At 32.8% G+C, this 15,413-nt stretch carries 17 protein-coding genes; 7 read left to right on the top strand and 10 right to left on the bottom strand.

Annotated elements, in window-relative coordinates; all coding sequences use genetic code 11:
• Positions 1-36: 36 nt before the first annotated feature.
• The 3 genes from CXF54_RS07040 to CXF54_RS07030 are packed head-to-tail and all read left to right on the top strand — an operon-like array spanning position 37 to position 1,937.
• Positions 37-591 carry a phosphatase PAP2 family protein gene (locus CXF54_RS07040; protein ID WP_101203001.1) on the top strand — a complete coding sequence of 185 codons (555 nt, stop codon included), beginning with the start codon at positions 37-39 and terminating at the stop codon, positions 589-591.
• Position 592: 1 nt separating this feature from the next.
• Positions 593-1,180, top strand: coding sequence for a phosphatase PAP2 family protein (locus CXF54_RS07035; RefSeq protein ID WP_101203000.1), 588 nt, complete (start codon positions 593-595; stop codon positions 1,178-1,180).
• Positions 1,181-1,184: 4 nt separating this feature from the next.
• Entirely contained in the window at positions 1,185-1,937 is a 753-nt protein-coding gene (locus CXF54_RS07030; RefSeq protein WP_101202999.1) for a methyltransferase family protein, read from the top strand.
• 128 nt (positions 1,938-2,065) lie between these two features.
• Here CXF54_RS07030 and CXF54_RS07025 read toward each other — a convergent pair whose 3' ends face one another.
• The 5 genes from CXF54_RS07025 to CXF54_RS07005 form a co-directional block, all read right to left on the bottom strand.
• Complete coding sequence (locus tag CXF54_RS07025; RefSeq protein ID WP_198551048.1) at positions 2,066-3,274, bottom strand: PAS domain-containing sensor histidine kinase; 1,209 nt, start codon at positions 3,272-3,274, stop codon at positions 2,066-2,068.
• Positions 3,275-3,525: 251 nt separating this feature from the next.
• A complete protein-coding gene (locus CXF54_RS07020; RefSeq protein WP_101202997.1) occupies positions 3,526-4,413 on the bottom strand; it encodes a hypothetical protein in 888 nt (295 codons plus the stop codon).
• Positions 4,414-4,514: 101 nt separating this feature from the next.
• A complete protein-coding gene (locus CXF54_RS07015; RefSeq protein WP_101202996.1) occupies positions 4,515-4,997 on the bottom strand; it encodes a hypothetical protein in 483 nt (160 codons plus the stop codon).
• 62 nt (positions 4,998-5,059) lie between these two features.
• Positions 5,060-6,130, bottom strand: a complete 1,071-nt coding sequence (gene meaB / locus CXF54_RS07010; protein WP_101202995.1) for a methylmalonyl Co-A mutase-associated GTPase MeaB — start codon at positions 6,128-6,130, stop codon at positions 5,060-5,062.
• Between the two features lie 35 nt (positions 6,131-6,165).
• Positions 6,166-6,714 carry a DUF2911 domain-containing protein gene (locus CXF54_RS07005; protein WP_101202994.1) on the bottom strand — a complete coding sequence of 183 codons (549 nt, stop codon included), beginning with the start codon at positions 6,712-6,714 and terminating at the stop codon, positions 6,166-6,168.
• 244 nt (positions 6,715-6,958) lie between these two features.
• On the opposite strand from CXF54_RS07005, the gene CXF54_RS07000 reads away from it, so the two are divergent.
• The 4 genes from CXF54_RS07000 to CXF54_RS06985 are packed head-to-tail and all read left to right on the top strand — an operon-like array spanning position 6,959 to position 10,303.
• Positions 6,959-7,456 carry an RNA polymerase sigma factor gene (locus CXF54_RS07000; RefSeq protein WP_101202993.1) on the top strand — a complete coding sequence of 166 codons (498 nt, stop codon included), beginning with the start codon at positions 6,959-6,961 and terminating at the stop codon, positions 7,454-7,456.
• Positions 7,440-8,021 carry a hypothetical protein gene (locus CXF54_RS06995; RefSeq protein ID WP_101202992.1) on the top strand — a complete coding sequence of 194 codons (582 nt, stop codon included), beginning with the start codon at positions 7,440-7,442 and terminating at the stop codon, positions 8,019-8,021. The genes CXF54_RS07000 and CXF54_RS06995 overlap by 17 nt, the downstream gene beginning before the upstream one ends.
• A gap of 20 nt (positions 8,022-8,041) precedes the next feature.
• Positions 8,042-9,580 (top strand): hypothetical protein, encoded by a 1,539-nt coding sequence (locus CXF54_RS06990; protein WP_101202991.1) that lies wholly within the window; start codon positions 8,042-8,044, stop codon positions 9,578-9,580.
• 33 nt (positions 9,581-9,613) lie between these two features.
• The gene (locus tag CXF54_RS06985) at positions 9,614-10,303 is read left to right on the top strand and encodes a peptidoglycan DD-metalloendopeptidase family protein (RefSeq protein WP_101202990.1); all 690 of its coding nucleotides are present in this window, start codon (positions 9,614-9,616) and stop codon (positions 10,301-10,303) included.
• 3 nt (positions 10,304-10,306) lie between these two features.
• Here CXF54_RS06985 and CXF54_RS06980 read toward each other — a convergent pair whose 3' ends face one another.
• From CXF54_RS06980 to aceB, 5 genes are all read right to left on the bottom strand, one after another.
• A complete protein-coding gene (locus tag CXF54_RS06980) occupies positions 10,307-10,717 on the bottom strand; it encodes an MFS transporter (protein WP_101202989.1) in 411 nt (136 codons plus the stop codon).
• An 89-nt stretch (positions 10,718-10,806) separates the two neighbouring features.
• Positions 10,807-11,241, bottom strand: a complete 435-nt coding sequence (locus tag CXF54_RS06975; RefSeq protein WP_090839249.1) for an RbsD/FucU domain-containing protein — start codon at positions 11,239-11,241, stop codon at positions 10,807-10,809.
• A 163-nt stretch (positions 11,242-11,404) separates the two neighbouring features.
• Entirely contained in the window at positions 11,405-11,830 is a 426-nt protein-coding gene (locus CXF54_RS06970; protein WP_101202988.1) for a hypothetical protein, read from the bottom strand.
• A 223-nt stretch (positions 11,831-12,053) separates the two neighbouring features.
• On the bottom strand, positions 12,054-13,676 hold the full coding sequence (locus tag CXF54_RS06965) for an isocitrate lyase (RefSeq protein ID WP_101202987.1): 1,623 nt from the start codon (positions 13,674-13,676) through the stop codon (positions 12,054-12,056).
• 75 nt (positions 13,677-13,751) lie between these two features.
• Positions 13,752-15,350 carry a malate synthase A gene (aceB, locus tag CXF54_RS06960; RefSeq protein ID WP_101202986.1) on the bottom strand — a complete coding sequence of 533 codons (1,599 nt, stop codon included), beginning with the start codon at positions 15,348-15,350 and terminating at the stop codon, positions 13,752-13,754.
• Positions 15,351-15,413 lie beyond the last annotated feature (63 nt).

Below are 15,413 nucleotides of genomic sequence, written 5' to 3'. Positions count from 1 at the left end.
ACGACGTTCTTTGAGAAACCGAACTTAATTTTCTCAATGTACAAATCAAAAATTCCCCAATTAGTATTTATCTTTTTTATCCTTTTTGTTATAACCTGCAATAAATTACCTGCTCAGAATACGGTTATTGAAAGGTCAGGAGATATAATACTTATAGCACTTCCTGTAACAACATTAGCAAGTACTTTTTTAATAGATGATACAAAAGGAAGTTGGCAATTTGTTAAATCTTTAGTACTAACAGAAGCGCTTACTTATGGTTTGAAACTTAGTGTAAACAAACCAAGGCCGGATGCAAGTAATAACCATTCTTTTCCATCTGGTCATACATCTACTACTTTTCAGAGTGCATCATTCTTGCATATGCGTTATGGGTTTAAATATAGTATACCCGCATATGCTTTGGCTGGATTTACAGCTTTTAGTCGTATTGATGCAAAAAAACATGATAGTTGGGATATTCTTGTGGGCGCGATAATAGGTATTGGTAGTTCTTATTTATTTACTACTGAGTATCAAAAGCAACATATGGAATTATCTTTTAATAGTAAAGATGACAATTATTCATTAGGCTTCATTTATAAATTTTAATATGAAAGGAGCACTAATTTATAAAAAGCTTTGTAATCTTCTTTTAATTGTATTTCCATTTTTTTTATTTGGACAGGATGTTGATTCCGATGCTGAAATACAAAGAGAAACTACTATTGAAAAAATTGGAGATTATGCGCAACATGCACCTGCTGTTACAGCATTAATAACAATCTTAGCAAAAAAAGACAAACAAGGGTTTTGGCAATTTACCAAAAGCTATGGAACAACTCTGGCTGCAACATATCTATTAAAGTATAGTATAAATAAGTCAAGACCTGAGAGCGCAACGGACGGACATGCATTTCCGTCAGGGCATACTGCTGTTGCTTTTTCTGGAGCTTCATTTTTACAATGTCGATATGGTTGGTCCTATGGTATCCCTGCATATTTCATAGCAAGTTATGTGGCATATTCTAGACTGGAAGGGGTAAATGATAGACATGATGGTTGGGACGTTTTTGGAGGAATACTTGTAGGTGTAGGTAGTACTTATTTGTTTACTACACCTTATCAGAAAAAACATTATAACCTCTCTTTTAAAAGCGGAAAAGGCAATTACTTATTAGGATTCACTTATAAATTTTAAAATTATGGCATTACAAGAAGAGTTAAAAACACAAGGCGATTTTTTATTTAGAAATAGAAGTTATTTGCCCCTAATTATTTTAGGTTTGGGGTTTGCAGTTTTTATCCATACGGAATATTACGAAATTGAAACTCCAGATCATTGGTTTTCAGAATTGTTCGAGTTTGCATGTCTCGGAATTAGTTTGTTTGGTTTGTTTATTCGAGTAGTTACTGTTGGTTTTACTCCTAAAAATACGTCTGGCAGAAATACAAAATCGGGACAGTTAGCAGATGAGCTAAATACGACTGGTATTTACTCAGTTGTTAGACATCCATTATATCTTGGTAATTTCTTTATGTGGCTTGGTGTAGCTATGCTAACAGAGAATACTTGGTTTTCTATTGCTTTTGTTTTGTTCTATGCTTTTTATTATGAGAGAATAATGTATGCTGAAGAGAGTTTTCTGCGCGATAAATTTGGATCTGTCTATATGGATTGGGCTATAAATGTTCCCGCGTTTATTCCTTCATTTAAAAATTATACAAAACCTAAATATGAGTTTAGCATAAAGAAAGTTTTGAAAAAGGAGAAGAATGGTTTCTGTGCTGTGTTTGTGTTGTTTTGGGGTTTTGAATTAGTCGGTAATTTAATCGAATCAGAATCTTTTAAAATAGAGTATGACTTTTGGTTTTATGGAGCTATAATTTCTACAATTATTTATTTTGTTTTAAAGATTATGAAAAAGAGAAAAATATTTGAGGAAAGTAATCGATAGATTTTTTTAAGAGAAGAAGTAGATATTATTCCTGAAACTTTTAAAACTCACCTAACTAATTTTAATATGTTATTAGGTTAACTAGAATGTAAAAAAAGCACAGTTAAAAATTGTGCTTTTTTTTAATTTTATAGGCTAGAAGGCAAAGTAAATGTGAATTGACTTCCTTTATTTACATTACTTTCAACCCAAATTGTTCCATTAAGTTTTTCAATCAATTCTTTACAAAGAATTAGTCCTAATCCCGATCCTTGTTCGTTAGCAGTGCCTATTAAAACAGTGGTATTGGAGAGCTCAAAAATAGTATTAATGCTTTCTTTACTGATTCCGACACCGTTATCAGAAACACAAATTTCAATTAACTTTTTATTAGTAGTAACTGTAATATCTATTTTACCTCCCTTATTAGTGAATTTAATAGCATTTGAAATTAGATTTCTTAAAATGGTTTGTAAGATATTTTTATCAGTATATAACTCAATTTTGTCAGTGGGTTCATAGTTTAAAGAAATGTGCTTAACTTTTGAAAGAGATTTTTTAAGCACTATTACTTCCTGTATAACTTCTGATAGTAAAAGCTTCTCTGGCTTAAAACTAAGTTCTTTAGTTTGTGATTTTGCCCAACTTAAAAGGTTGTCAAGCAGAATTAAAGTGTTTTTAGCTAAAGTGTCTATTAATCCAATATATTCTTTAGATTCTTCATCTTCTGTAGTGCTTAAATTTTCAATAAGTAGTTCTGAAAAACCTGTTATACCATAAAAAGGGCTTCTTAAATCGTGCGCTATGATTGAAAATAATTTATCCTTAGTATTATTTAGTATTTTTAGTTGCTGTTGACTCTCTTTTATTACCTCTTCGTTTTTTTTGCGTTCAGTAATGTCGGTGGATAAACCACAAAGACCAACAATTTTACTGTTGTTTTTTTTATCAAAAAGCGGAGTTTTTATTTCTAAAAATACTATTCTGTTACCGTCATTGTCTTTGGATTCTACTTCAAAATTAGTGTTTTCTCCAAGTTCTAAAATACTACTATCAATCTGTGATAATTGATCACAGGTGTCTTTTGGAAAATAGTTTAAATCAGTACTTCCTTGTAACTCTTCTGCTGTACAATTAAATAATTTGAGTGTTTTTTTATTAGCGTACAAATACTTTCTTTCTGTATCTTTTATGTAAATACAAGTATCTAAATGGTCTAAAATTGATTGTAAATAACTGATTCTAACTTCTGCTTTTTCATTTTCAAGTGTAGCTTGTTCTAGAGCATTTTTCGTTTTATTTAGGTCTATTTGTAAACGGTCATTCTGCTTCTTTAACTCCTCATAAGTAGGCTCCATAGTCATTTGTTAAATTATCTAACAATTAAGCTTTTGAAAATAATTAATAAAAGACGGCTTAATTTTTAGTAGCGAAAAACAAAGTTAACATAATTTTAACAAAGTCATGTTGTGGTAAATAATACTGTTAGTATTTAGCTTTTGTATTCAACTATTCCAGTAGAAGTATTAGAACGTATTACTGCTTCAATAAATTTTGACGTGTTTTAGAGCGTGTAATACATGGCGTTAAAGTGTATTTGAAAACTATTTTATTGATTAATAGTGTAAACAACTTCATTATTGGAATTAAAGTAATTCATTAATAAATTTACATTGGAATAGTTGAATACAAACTCGGTCCAAAATTCTTGATTATAAATATTATTTTCATTTTTTTCAAGCACTTTAATAACATTATTTTCTGATAGATAAGCAGGTCCAATATATGGCATAAAAACGGATGTGGCTATAAACACATCTTTAAAAGGATTTGGATTGGAATCGTAAGTATATTTATAAGTATAATGGGTGTTTGTGCTAATCTGTTCAACTTCTGTTACGTTGGTGAATGTTTGGTTGTATGTAAATTTTTGAAGATTAAAACTAGGCTCAGAACCTTGTCCACGGTGGTCATTATATATTTCTTTTATTTTTCCATTAGGATAATATCCGAAATAATTTTCTTCAACGAAATAATCATTATCCATAAAAATACTTTTTAATAATCCTGCGTTGTTGTAATTAAACGTGTAAGTTTTAATAACCTCATATTCATTACAAAAGTTCTTACGTGTAGAAACGACTTTGTCAATTAGGTTTAGAGAATTATATGAAAAGTCATATATGTTTTGTTCGCACCCTTGGTAATGTGGTAAATAAAATACCATTTTAGAAAGTGTGTTTGTGTTTTCTAGATATTCAAATTCCCATTTTCTATATGTATTTCCATAGCTAACTAATAAAATAGAATGTATTGAGTTTTTGAGTTCTGCTTTTGAAAGTTCGTTTAAAATTATATTTGGTTCATCCAATTCAAAACCCAAATCTACGTGTGCTAATGGACTATTTTCTATTTCTGTATATTCGTAGCCATCATCATCATCATTATTACAGCTGATAAATATAGTCAGAATCAGTATTATCAGAATATTCTTCATGGGGGTTAGGTTAATTGTGTATGATTAGGCGCTAATTGTATTGTCTAAATTAGTAAATTAAAACCGAATAGATGTTTTGTAAGTGTTATATTATCAGTTGATTAAAGTGATGGGCTGTAATATAGTCCTTTGATATTAGGGGAAGAGTACAAGCTTCTTATAGAATCTCCTTCAAAGTAAATAATTGGTCCATCACCCGCTGCTATTCCAGCTGCGTGTTCATATATACCACGTTGAGAATAGTTCTCTTTTAATTGCAAATTATAGTAGCTTCCAAGTTCAATTTTTTTCCATTTGGATTTAATCAAATCACTTTTTTTGGATAGTATTTTATAATATTTATCTGCTTTAAAAGCATACGTCATATAGCTGTTGTCTATAGAATCAATTTTTAACACTTTAAATTTTTGATTTAAACTATCTGGAATAATTAATTTAGATGTGGTTAGACTTTTAATATCTTTTACATTAGTACGTATCTCTAGCGAATCCTCTTTTTTGTTTTCAGTTGTGTTACCACAAGAATGTAATAAAAAAATGAAATTAATTATTAGAATAAATAGTTTTAAAGGACTTTTTTTCAAGTTGTCGATGGTTTTTATTAGATTAGTTTTAGCGTTAAACTTCTAATTTATACAGCAAAAAATTACCCCAATCCCAACAAGTAATCTGCAGCAGCAAAAGGAGTGGTTTGATTGGCCTCAATCAGTGCGAGTTGTTTGTTTAGTTCTATTTTAATGTCAGGATTATTAAAAAAGACAGCTTTAAGTTGTTCTTCAATAGTCTGTAGCAACCAAAATTTATTTTGCTCGGTACGTTTGGTATTAAAGTAGTTGTTCTGTTTAGTTAGCGTGATGTAATCAGAAATAACATCCCAAATTTCAGAGATACCATCATTAGTTAAAGCGCTGCATAAAGTAACTTTAGGTTGCCAATTAGAGTCTTTAATTGGGTACATGTGTAAAGCACGGTTAAACTCGACTTTAGCCAATTTAGCACGTTTAACGTTGTCTCCATCTGCTTTGTTAATGGCTATGGCGTCTGCCATTTCAATAATACCTCTTTTAATACCTTGCAGTTCGTCTCCAGCGCCTGCTAGTTTTAGTAATAAGAAGAAGTCTACCATACTATGGACAGCAGTTTCACTTTGACCAACACCAACAGTTTCAATAATCACTGTGTCAAAACCTGCAGCTTCACATAGGATAATTGTTTCCCGCGTTTTTCTGGCTACACCGCCCAAAGATGTTCCGGAGGCTGATGGGCGTATATAGGCATTGTTATTTTTAACCAAATCTTCCATTCTGGTTTTGTCTCCAAGAATACTACCTTTAGTTATGCTACTACTTGGATCTACAGCCAAGACTGCCACTTTTTTGTTTAAAGAGGTTAGGTGTGTTCCAAAAGCTTCAATAAAGGTACTTTTTCCAACACCAGGCACACCGGTAATACCAATTCGTGTCGATTGATTGGCATGTGGTAAGCAGGCTTTAATTATAGCATTAGCTTGTGCGGTATGTTTTGGGTTTTTACTTTCTACTAAAGTAATGGCTTGACTTAAAGCGGTAATGTTTCCGTTTAAAATCGCGCCTACTAAATCTTTAGTGGTACGTTGTAATCTACGTTTGGCTTTTAGTTTTAAAACAGCATCTGGATTGGTCATTTCTGGAGAAGAAACGCCTTCAGTTTCTGATAGAGCTGTTTTTTTATTGGACATAGTTGCTTTTAATTTCCGCGTAAGCGTTACTAAAATTAATCTTTTAAAGGGACTTCAATTTTTACATTATCCCAAGCCATTGTCATTTTTAAATCGTCTGTAGAGTTGTCAAAAGCCACTGTAAATTGCTCTACGGTTTTATCTAGCTTTTGTGCGGGTACTTCAACTTCTACCACGTCAAAATTAGGATCCCAATTAGGTTCCATTTTTTCGTTAACTCCCCAATCATATTGTTTAGAGTTAAACATGACTTTCCAGTTATCCGCTTTTGGTACGGTCCAAAGGGTATATTTTCCTTTAGGTAATTTAACGCCTTTTATTGATAGATCATGATTAGTCTCAAATGTAGTTGCCTCATTGGCACCAGTACGCCAGACTTTATCAAAAGGGACTAAAGCACCAAAAACATCTCTGTCACGTTTTGAAGGCCTGTTGTATACAACTTTTACATTTAAGTCGTTAATTTTGATTCCGGCAGTATCTTTTGGACTTAAAGGTTTATTAAATAGTCCTGTGCTAGTCGAAAATTGATAACCTACGACACCAATTACGACAAGAATTAATAGATATATAAATTTTTTCATTTTAATTTAACTGGATAATAGTCATTAATAGTGAAACAAAATTAACTGAAAATTTAGTACTTAGAGAAGGATAAGCCTTAAATTATTCTAAATATTTGTGCTAAATTGAAAAATAATATCACTTTTTTGCAACACTGCTTTTTTTGTGTCGTCTTTAAGCTGAACACTAACCAAAAACCAACAAGTGAAAGTCGTTACTTTAGATAACATCGAGTTGTGTAAACAAAACAACCGGAAAGCCCAAATGCAGGTGTATCAGCAATACTGCGATGCCATGTATCATGTTGCTTTACGATTTGTAAACCACACAGCCGAGGCAGAAGATGTCGTCCAAGATGCTTTTATTAAGGCATTTAGTAAACTACATCAATTTAAAGGCGATGTTACTTTTGGCGCTTGGTTAAAACGTATTGTTATTAATAAAAGTATTGATTACTTAAAGTCTAAAAAGCAACGATTGGTTGAATTGGACGAGGTGCATCTGAAGGTAATAGATACCGATACAAATGACAAATGGTTAGTAGATGATACAACAACTTTAGACCAAATAAAACAAGCCATTAACAGTCTTCCGGATAAATACAAATACGTAGTCATGCTATTTTTAATAGAAGGGTATGATCATCAAGAGATTTCGCAAATTTTGAATATTACAGAAGTTGCCTCGCGTACCCAATTATCCAGAGGAAAAGTAAAATTGCAAGACCTTTTAAAACACACCCATTATGGCGAAAGATATTAAAGACTTATTTAATGCAGATAATACATTATCCAAACCCCAAATGTCTAAAGGACATGAGGCTAGGTTTTTGGACAAGTTAGAGCACGCATTGCCAGAGAAAACCAAGTCTAAATGGACATTTTTAAATATTGCAGCAAGTGTATTGTTAGTAATTGGTTTAGGATTTGGAAGTTATACGCTTTTTAAAACCCAAACGACGCCAACACAAGTCGTGGAAACAGATAATCCAACACCAAAAATTAATACTACAAAACCGTCTATAACATTAGGAGATATTTCTCCTGATTTAAAAAAGGTGGAAGATTATTACGTGGCCAATATTAATTTAGAATTATCTAAACTAAAATTGACACCGGATAATAAAGAGTTGTTTGATGGGTATGTGTTACGATTGGAAGAGTTAAATGCAGAATATAAAAGCTTGTCTACAGAGTTGACTACTAGTGGTCCGGATGAGCATACCGTTAATGCATTAATCCAAAATCTTAAACTGCGTTTAAACTTGATGTATCGTCTTAAGGAACAGTTAAGTCAGTTAAACAGTATAAAAGCTTCTCAAGGGTAAGCTTTAAAAATTATAATATAATGAAACACTATAAAATATTAAAAACTATAGCGCTTAGCGCAATCCTTTTGTTGGTAACCTTAAGTGTTACTGCGCAACAAAAGATGAGTAAAATTGATCAATCTGTAAGAGCAGATCGTGATGTAACGGTAGATCTAAATACAAGTCATACCAATATTATTGTGGAAACTTGGAATAAAGATTATATCGAGGTCGAAGCCTTTATTGAAAGTAAAAAACTATCCCAAGAAGATCTACAAAAAGCATTAGATAATTGGGAGGTTAGCTTAACTGGAGATTCGGATTATGTAAAAATTACCTCAAAAGGGTCTAAGGGTATTTGGTCTGATGATATGAGTTTGACCATTTTGGATGAAGCGTCAATCCAAGCATTGGCCAACTTGCCAGAAAAATTAGAAATAAACTTAGGACCACTGTTACAAAAGTTAGAGCAATTAGATGTTTTAGGAGAATTGCCAGAAAAACTAAAATCATTACGCATTCCAAAGTCTCCGGACGGGAATTATAATGTCGATTTTGATTACGATAGGTATAAAAACGAAGGTGAATCTTATTTAGATACGTGGAGTAAAAAATACCGTAAAGACTATGGTGAAGCTTATGAGCAAGAAATGCGAACTTGGGCAAAAAGCATCAACCAGGAGGATATTGATAGATTTGAAAAAGAAATGGAAGCTTGGGGCGAAAATTTTGGTAAACAAATAGAAAGCTTATTTGATGATGATTTTGAGAAAAGTATGGAAGCGTGGGGTGAGAATTTTGGTAAGAAGTTTGAAGAAGAAATTGCTCCTAAATTAGAAGCTTGGGGAGCGCGTTTTGAAAAGGAAGTTGCACCTAAGTTAGAGGCTTGGGGAAAACGATTTGAAGCTGAGTTTGAGCGTAAAATGGAAGCACAATTTGAGGACGATGGAAAAAAAGGAAATGACAAAAGTAACAAGCTGTTCAAGGACATAGATTATAATACAACCAAAACCATTATTATAAAAATGCCTAAAAAAGCCAAGTTAAAACTAAACGTCAGACATGGCGAGTTAAAATTAGCCAATGCATTGGAAAACGCAAAAGGGGACGTGTCTCATGGATCATTTATAGCTAATCACATTAATGGGGGTAATACCTCCATTAATGTGTCTTATGCTAAAGTGGCTATAAAAGACTGGATGTCTGGTCAGTTAAAATTAAACTATGTCGATGATGCTATAATAGCTAATGCAAATAACCTGATTTTAAATGCGGTATCTTCAGATATTGAAGTTAATAACCTGTCTGGTAACTCCGTGATTAACGGTAGTTTTGGAGATTTGTTAATTAATACAATCGCGTCAGATTTTAATAATTTAAACATTGTTTTAGAAAACTCAGAAGCTAAATTAAAGCTGCCAAATACAGATTACAACTTGTATTTTAATGGTAGTCGTTCTAAATTTAATAACGTGTCAGCCTCTAATAAAACCATTAAAAATTATCCAAACGATAATAGTAATACAAGTAAAACCATAATTATAAATGCTAAGTTTAGTAATGTAATTGCTAAATAAAATTTCTAAATTTGAATTCAATATTGTTTTAATATGAATTCAACTACACCTTCTTCTTTTTTTAGTCAATGGACTGGACAAGCTCTAAATGTTATAGATGCATCCATCCCAAAATCGGATTATATCGCTATAGATTTATCCAAAGCTAATCAAGATTTAAATACTTTTGATGTGGCATCATCTTCCGCCTGGGAGATTTATATGGCTAATTATCTTAAAGCGCACAATAAGCAAGTTGCTTTTGGTGGCTATTTAGAGACTAGAAACCTATATAATCGTAGTGCTTATTTTTCGGCTCAAGCCGAAACAGAACAGCGTAACATCCATATTGGGTTAGATTTATGGTGTCCAGCCAATACAGCAGTTTTATCTTGTTTTGATGGTACAATTCATAGTTTTAATAATAACACCAATTTTGGCGACTATGGGCCAACTATTATTGTAAAACATACCATTAATAACGAAACTTTTTATACGCTTTACGGGCATTTAAGCGAAGCATCAATAGCTAATTTAAAAGTGGGAGCTACTGTTGCTCAAGGCGAAACCATAGCACATCTTGGAGACGCTTCTGTAAACGGAGATTATGCCCCGCATTTACACTTTCAGATTATATTAGATATACAAGATAAGACTGGAGACTATCCGGGCGTTTGCTGTTTAAATACGCTTGCGTTTTATAAATCAAATACCGTAGATCCAGGACCAATTTTAGGAGTATAACAATTAATCTAAAATTTGTAAATCTCTTTTAATACGTTGTTCCGTTGGCATTAATAAAGCTAAATATACAATTAGCAGTAGTCCAAAAACAATAAGCTCTGGTTTAAGTATTAAGATTAAAAAAGCAGCACCTTCAATAATAGCATAGCGCACAATAGATGCACTTTGGTAGGGTACTATTTTTTCTTTTAAGCTAAGCGCGTTGTCTATTTTGGAAACCAACATTTTAAACAACAAATTACTGATTATAAAAGCAGCGATAGGAATCGCTAAATAAATCATGTTATCGTTATTTAATGTTGGTGATTTTAATTGACTAAAGTCAGATAAATTACCTAATACAAAGTAGGCAACTACTAAACCAGCAACTAATGCTAAATGAATAATTCTAAATACTTTTAATTGTTCTTTCATGGGTTTGGGATAGGTTTTGTATTAAAAACTGGTGTGGTATAAAGGTTTTTAAGTAGAAGCTTGTCTTTTAAATTTGTAAAGTGATCTTATTAAAAACCACTTTCTTCAGCCATTTTTACAACACCTACAGTTAAAATCAAATTGGCAAAGCGACGTTGCTCTCCGGTTTGAATTATTAAAGTCGTTTCTGGGGCTTTAATTTTGTCATAAAAAGCCCAACGTTCCATCTCATCCCATGTAACATCTCCAAGCACTTTTTTATAAGCGTCATGTATTTCTGCATTTGCTTCAGCAGGTTTTTCCATAACAATGGCGCCTTGAAAAGGACAAACTTCTATTAGACCTTTAAGTACGGTAAGCGCATCTAACAATCCAGGACGAAAGTTGAGGTGGACTGTTGTCGAGTTTGGACCTGTCATGGCGCCAACAGGTAAATTACCGTCAGCAATGACAACTTGTGCAAAATGACCTGAGCGCGCTAACGCTTCCATTATTGTAGGGTGAATAACTGGAGTTTTTAACATATTTGGTAGTTTGGTTTGATGTATAGTTGATAAGATTCTGTTTTATAGAATTTTATTATAAGTCAAACGAAGTTAATTAAAAAAAGGAAAACGTCAAATAGTCATCTAATCTTAAGTGATAAGACACCTAATTTTTAAGTTTAGGTTTTAAATCGATTACTAATCACGATTTATTGGGCTGTTTGTTAGATAAATATATAACTCTTCCTAAATACATTAAAAAAGGAATTGCGCTTCCTAACGTTAAAAAAAATAGATGTTTTTCGTAATTCCAAGCGCCGAAACAAACTGTAATTAAAGGAATTAACATTGATGCAAGTCCTATATACATCCAAATGATTTTATTTGAAAAGTCTTTAGAAAACAATAATACAATTGATATTAGTTTTCCCATTAAGGAAACAAGAGCTATAATAAGCAGGCTACTTTCAAAAGGATAGTCTTTCTGATAATTAATTCCGGTTTTGATTAAAGCAGGAATACTCATAATTTCAAACATTATCATAATTCCGAAACCGTGTCCAGCAGGTATTCCAATTAAAATTACGGAATTTAGTAGTATTGTTGTTAATAGCGCTCTTTTTATCACTTAATAGTGCGTGTTTTAAGTAGTGTAAAGGTGTTAGTAAATAAGATTCTATTTCAATAATTCTTATTATAAGTCAAACGAAGTTAGTTAAAAAAAGAATAATGTCAAGTTGCTAATTTGTCTTTGCATCAGTTGTAATATGTGCAGTATAAATAAAAACACACAAACCTAAGTTGTTAATAGGTTTGTGTGTTTAAATAAAGTGAGCTAACAATGCTAATAGTTATGCTGCTGAAACAGCTTTTGATATAGTGCTTGTTTTGCTCTCAAATTGATTTGATGTGTTGTTTTCTCCGCCTGCTTTTAAAGCTTTGTCACCTGCAAAAAACGTTTTATGATCATCTCCAAGATCAGAACCTGCCATTCTTTGGTGTTTGACGCAAGACACGCCTTTGCGGATCTCTTGTCTTTGTACATCCTTTACATAAGCTAGCATCCCATCTTCGCCAAAATAACCTTTCGTTAAATCATTCATATGCAACGCAGTGGTGTGATAGGTTGGTAGTGTAATTAGGTGGTGGAATATTCCAGCCTCTCTAGCGCCATCTTTTTGGAATGTTTTAATTTTTTGATCTGCACGAAAACATAATTCTGTGTTATCATATTCTGCAGCCATTAAATTATTACGGTCGTAAACTGTTACATCTTCACCTTCTGCAAGCATCTCTTGATAAGCTTGATTACGGAAGTTTAATGTCCAGTTAAATGATGGTGAGTTGTTGTAAACCAATTTAGCATTAGGTATTACAGCTTTTACGCGATTAACCATATGTGCAATTTGTTTTACGTTTGGTGTTGGCGTTTCTATCCATAATAAATCAGCGCCATTTTGCAAGCTTGTTATACAGTCTAAAACCACACGGTCTATATTTGTACCGTCTTTGAATTTGTATAAACCATTGGCTAATCTTACAGGTCTTACTAGTTTTCCGTCTCTTTTTAGTAATACATCGTCTTCTTTGGCATCAGTAATGGCAATTTCTTCAGCTTCGATAAATGCTAAGTATTGTGATGCTAAATCTCCTGGTTCTTGACTAACTGGTAGTTTCTGGGTTAATCCAGCACCTTCAGAATCTGTTCTTGCAACAATAACACCCTCATCCACGCCTAATTCTAAAAAGGCATATCTAATGGCATTTAATTTTGCAGTAAAATCTTCGTGTGGTACAGTTACTTTGCCATCTTGATGCCCACATTGTTTAGCATCAGATACTTGGTTTTCAATTTGTATAGCACATGCGCCAGCTTCAATCATTTTTTTTGTTAGTAAATAAGTAGCTTCTTCATTACCAAAACCGGCATCAATATCTGCTATAATTGGTACGATATGGGTTTCAAAATTATCAATTAGATCTTGCACATTTTCTCCATTTTCAAGTCTTTTAAATAAATCATTTAATTCTATGGCATCTGCTTGACGTAAAAAATCATAGATTTCTGCGATTAGACTTGGCACTGCTGTTTTTTCGTGCATAGACTGATCTGGTAATGGTCCAAATTCTGAACGTAATGCTGCAACCATCCATCCAGACAAATATAAATAGCGCTTGCTTGTTGTTTTGTGGTGTTTTTTTACTGCAATCATTTTTTGTTGTGCCACAAACCCGTGCCAACACCCTAAAGATTGCGTATAGTTTGAGTGATCTGCATCATATGCTGCCATATCTGCTCTCATAATACCAGCCGTATATTTTGCAATATCTAAACCCGTTTTAAAGCGGTTTTGAGTAGCCATTCTTGCTGCGCTTTCTGGTCGTATGGCATTCCAAGTACTGCCATACTTTGCTTTTAGATTTCTAACGGTTTCTAAAGCCGAACTATAATTTGATTGTGCTAAATTTTTCATAATTTTGTAATACGTTATTTTTTATTAATAATTAGATCCTGTTGATTGTTACAGCAATCGCAGGATTGTTTTTTTTTATAGGTATTTGTAAGCAGGAAGTGTTAAAAATTCTTCAAAAGTATTAGCGGTTACTAATTGGTCAAACAGAGAGATTGCTAATTTGAATTTTGTGTTTTTTATTGTGTCTTCACCGTACTCGGTAACAATTTTTTCTACTTCATCATTAAATAATTCTTGATATAAGTCTACATTAAATGAACGTCCATCTTCAAGAGTGACTTCGTTTTTTAACCATTGCCAAACTTGTGTTCGTGAAATTTCAGCAGTAGCTGCATCTTCCATTAAATTGTAAAGCGCAACAGCGCCATAACCTCGTAGCCAAGCTTCAGTATATAAAATACCAACGTTTATATTTTTGCGTATGCCGGCTTCGGTAATCGTTCCTTTGGGTATTTCTACTAAATCTTGTTCGGTTATTGTAATGTCATTTCTGGTGACTTCTAATTGATTTGGATTTGGCATGTACTTATTAAATTCACGCACAGCAACAGCAACTAATGCAGGATGTGCTACCCACGTCCCATCATGTCCGTTTTTAACTTCACGTTCTTTATCTACTCTTACTTTTTCTAAGGCAATAATATTAGCATATTCATCATTTTTTATTGGGATTTGTGCAGCCATTCCACCAATAGCCAAAATGCCTCTTTTGTGACAACGTTGTATCACTAATTTAGAATACGCATCCATAAATGGGGAGGTCATAGTGACTTGATCACGATTAGGTACCACAAAATTGGGATGGTTTCTAAACTTTTTGATATAAGAGAAAATATAATCCCATCGACCACAGTTTAGCCCAACGATATGGTCTTTAAGTTCAAATATTATCTCGTCTAACTGAAAACTAGCAGTAATCGTTTCTACTAAGACAGTTGCTTTAAACGTACCGTGTGGTACTTTTAAATACGCTTCAGCAAATGTAAAAACTGCATCCCACCAACGTGCTTCTAAATAGTGTTCTAATTTTGGTAGATAAAAGTAAGGCGCTGTATTGTTATCTAATAGCGTCTTTGTGTTATGAAACACGTATAATCCAAAATCCACTAAGCTTCCAGAGGCTTCTTCGTGATTAATAGTAATATGTCTTTCGTTTAAATGCAAGCCCCTTGGTCTTACCATTAAAACAGCTGTTTCAGGATTTAGTTTGTATGATTTATTTCGTTTTGTATCCTTTAAAGAAATGGTTTTGTTGTTAGCGTCTATTAAGTTTTGCTGTCCAGATATAGCATTATCCCATGTCGGTGCGTTACTGTCTTCTAAATCGGCCATAAATGTTTTGGCACCTGAGTTTAGAGCATTAATAATCATTTTCCTGTCCACAGGTCCTGTGATTTCGACACGACGGTCTTGTAAATCATGAGGGATAGTGCCAGCAGTCCAATCTGATGTTCTAATAGCTTTTGTTTCTTTTGGGAATTTTGGGAATTGACCACTATCAAAAATTTGTTGTTGCTCGATACGTTTTTTTAATAATTCTAAGCGTTCAGAATTAAAATTTTCATGAAGTGCATTTAGAAAAGTAAGTGCTTCATCAGTTAAAATTTCAGGATAGTAATTTGTAACGTCTTTAGAGAATGTAATCTTAGGAGATTTTAAAAGTGTGTTTTCCATGATGTTATGATTTTATATGACAATAGTATAACAAAGATTTTAATAAAACAAGCGAACGTTCGC

It is taken from the genome of Olleya sp. 1-3 (assembly GCF_002836085.1).
Taxonomy (GTDB): Bacteria; Bacteroidota; Bacteroidia; order Flavobacteriales; family Flavobacteriaceae; genus Olleya; species Olleya namhaensis.
This window is presented reverse-complemented; position numbering and strand designations above follow the sequence as displayed.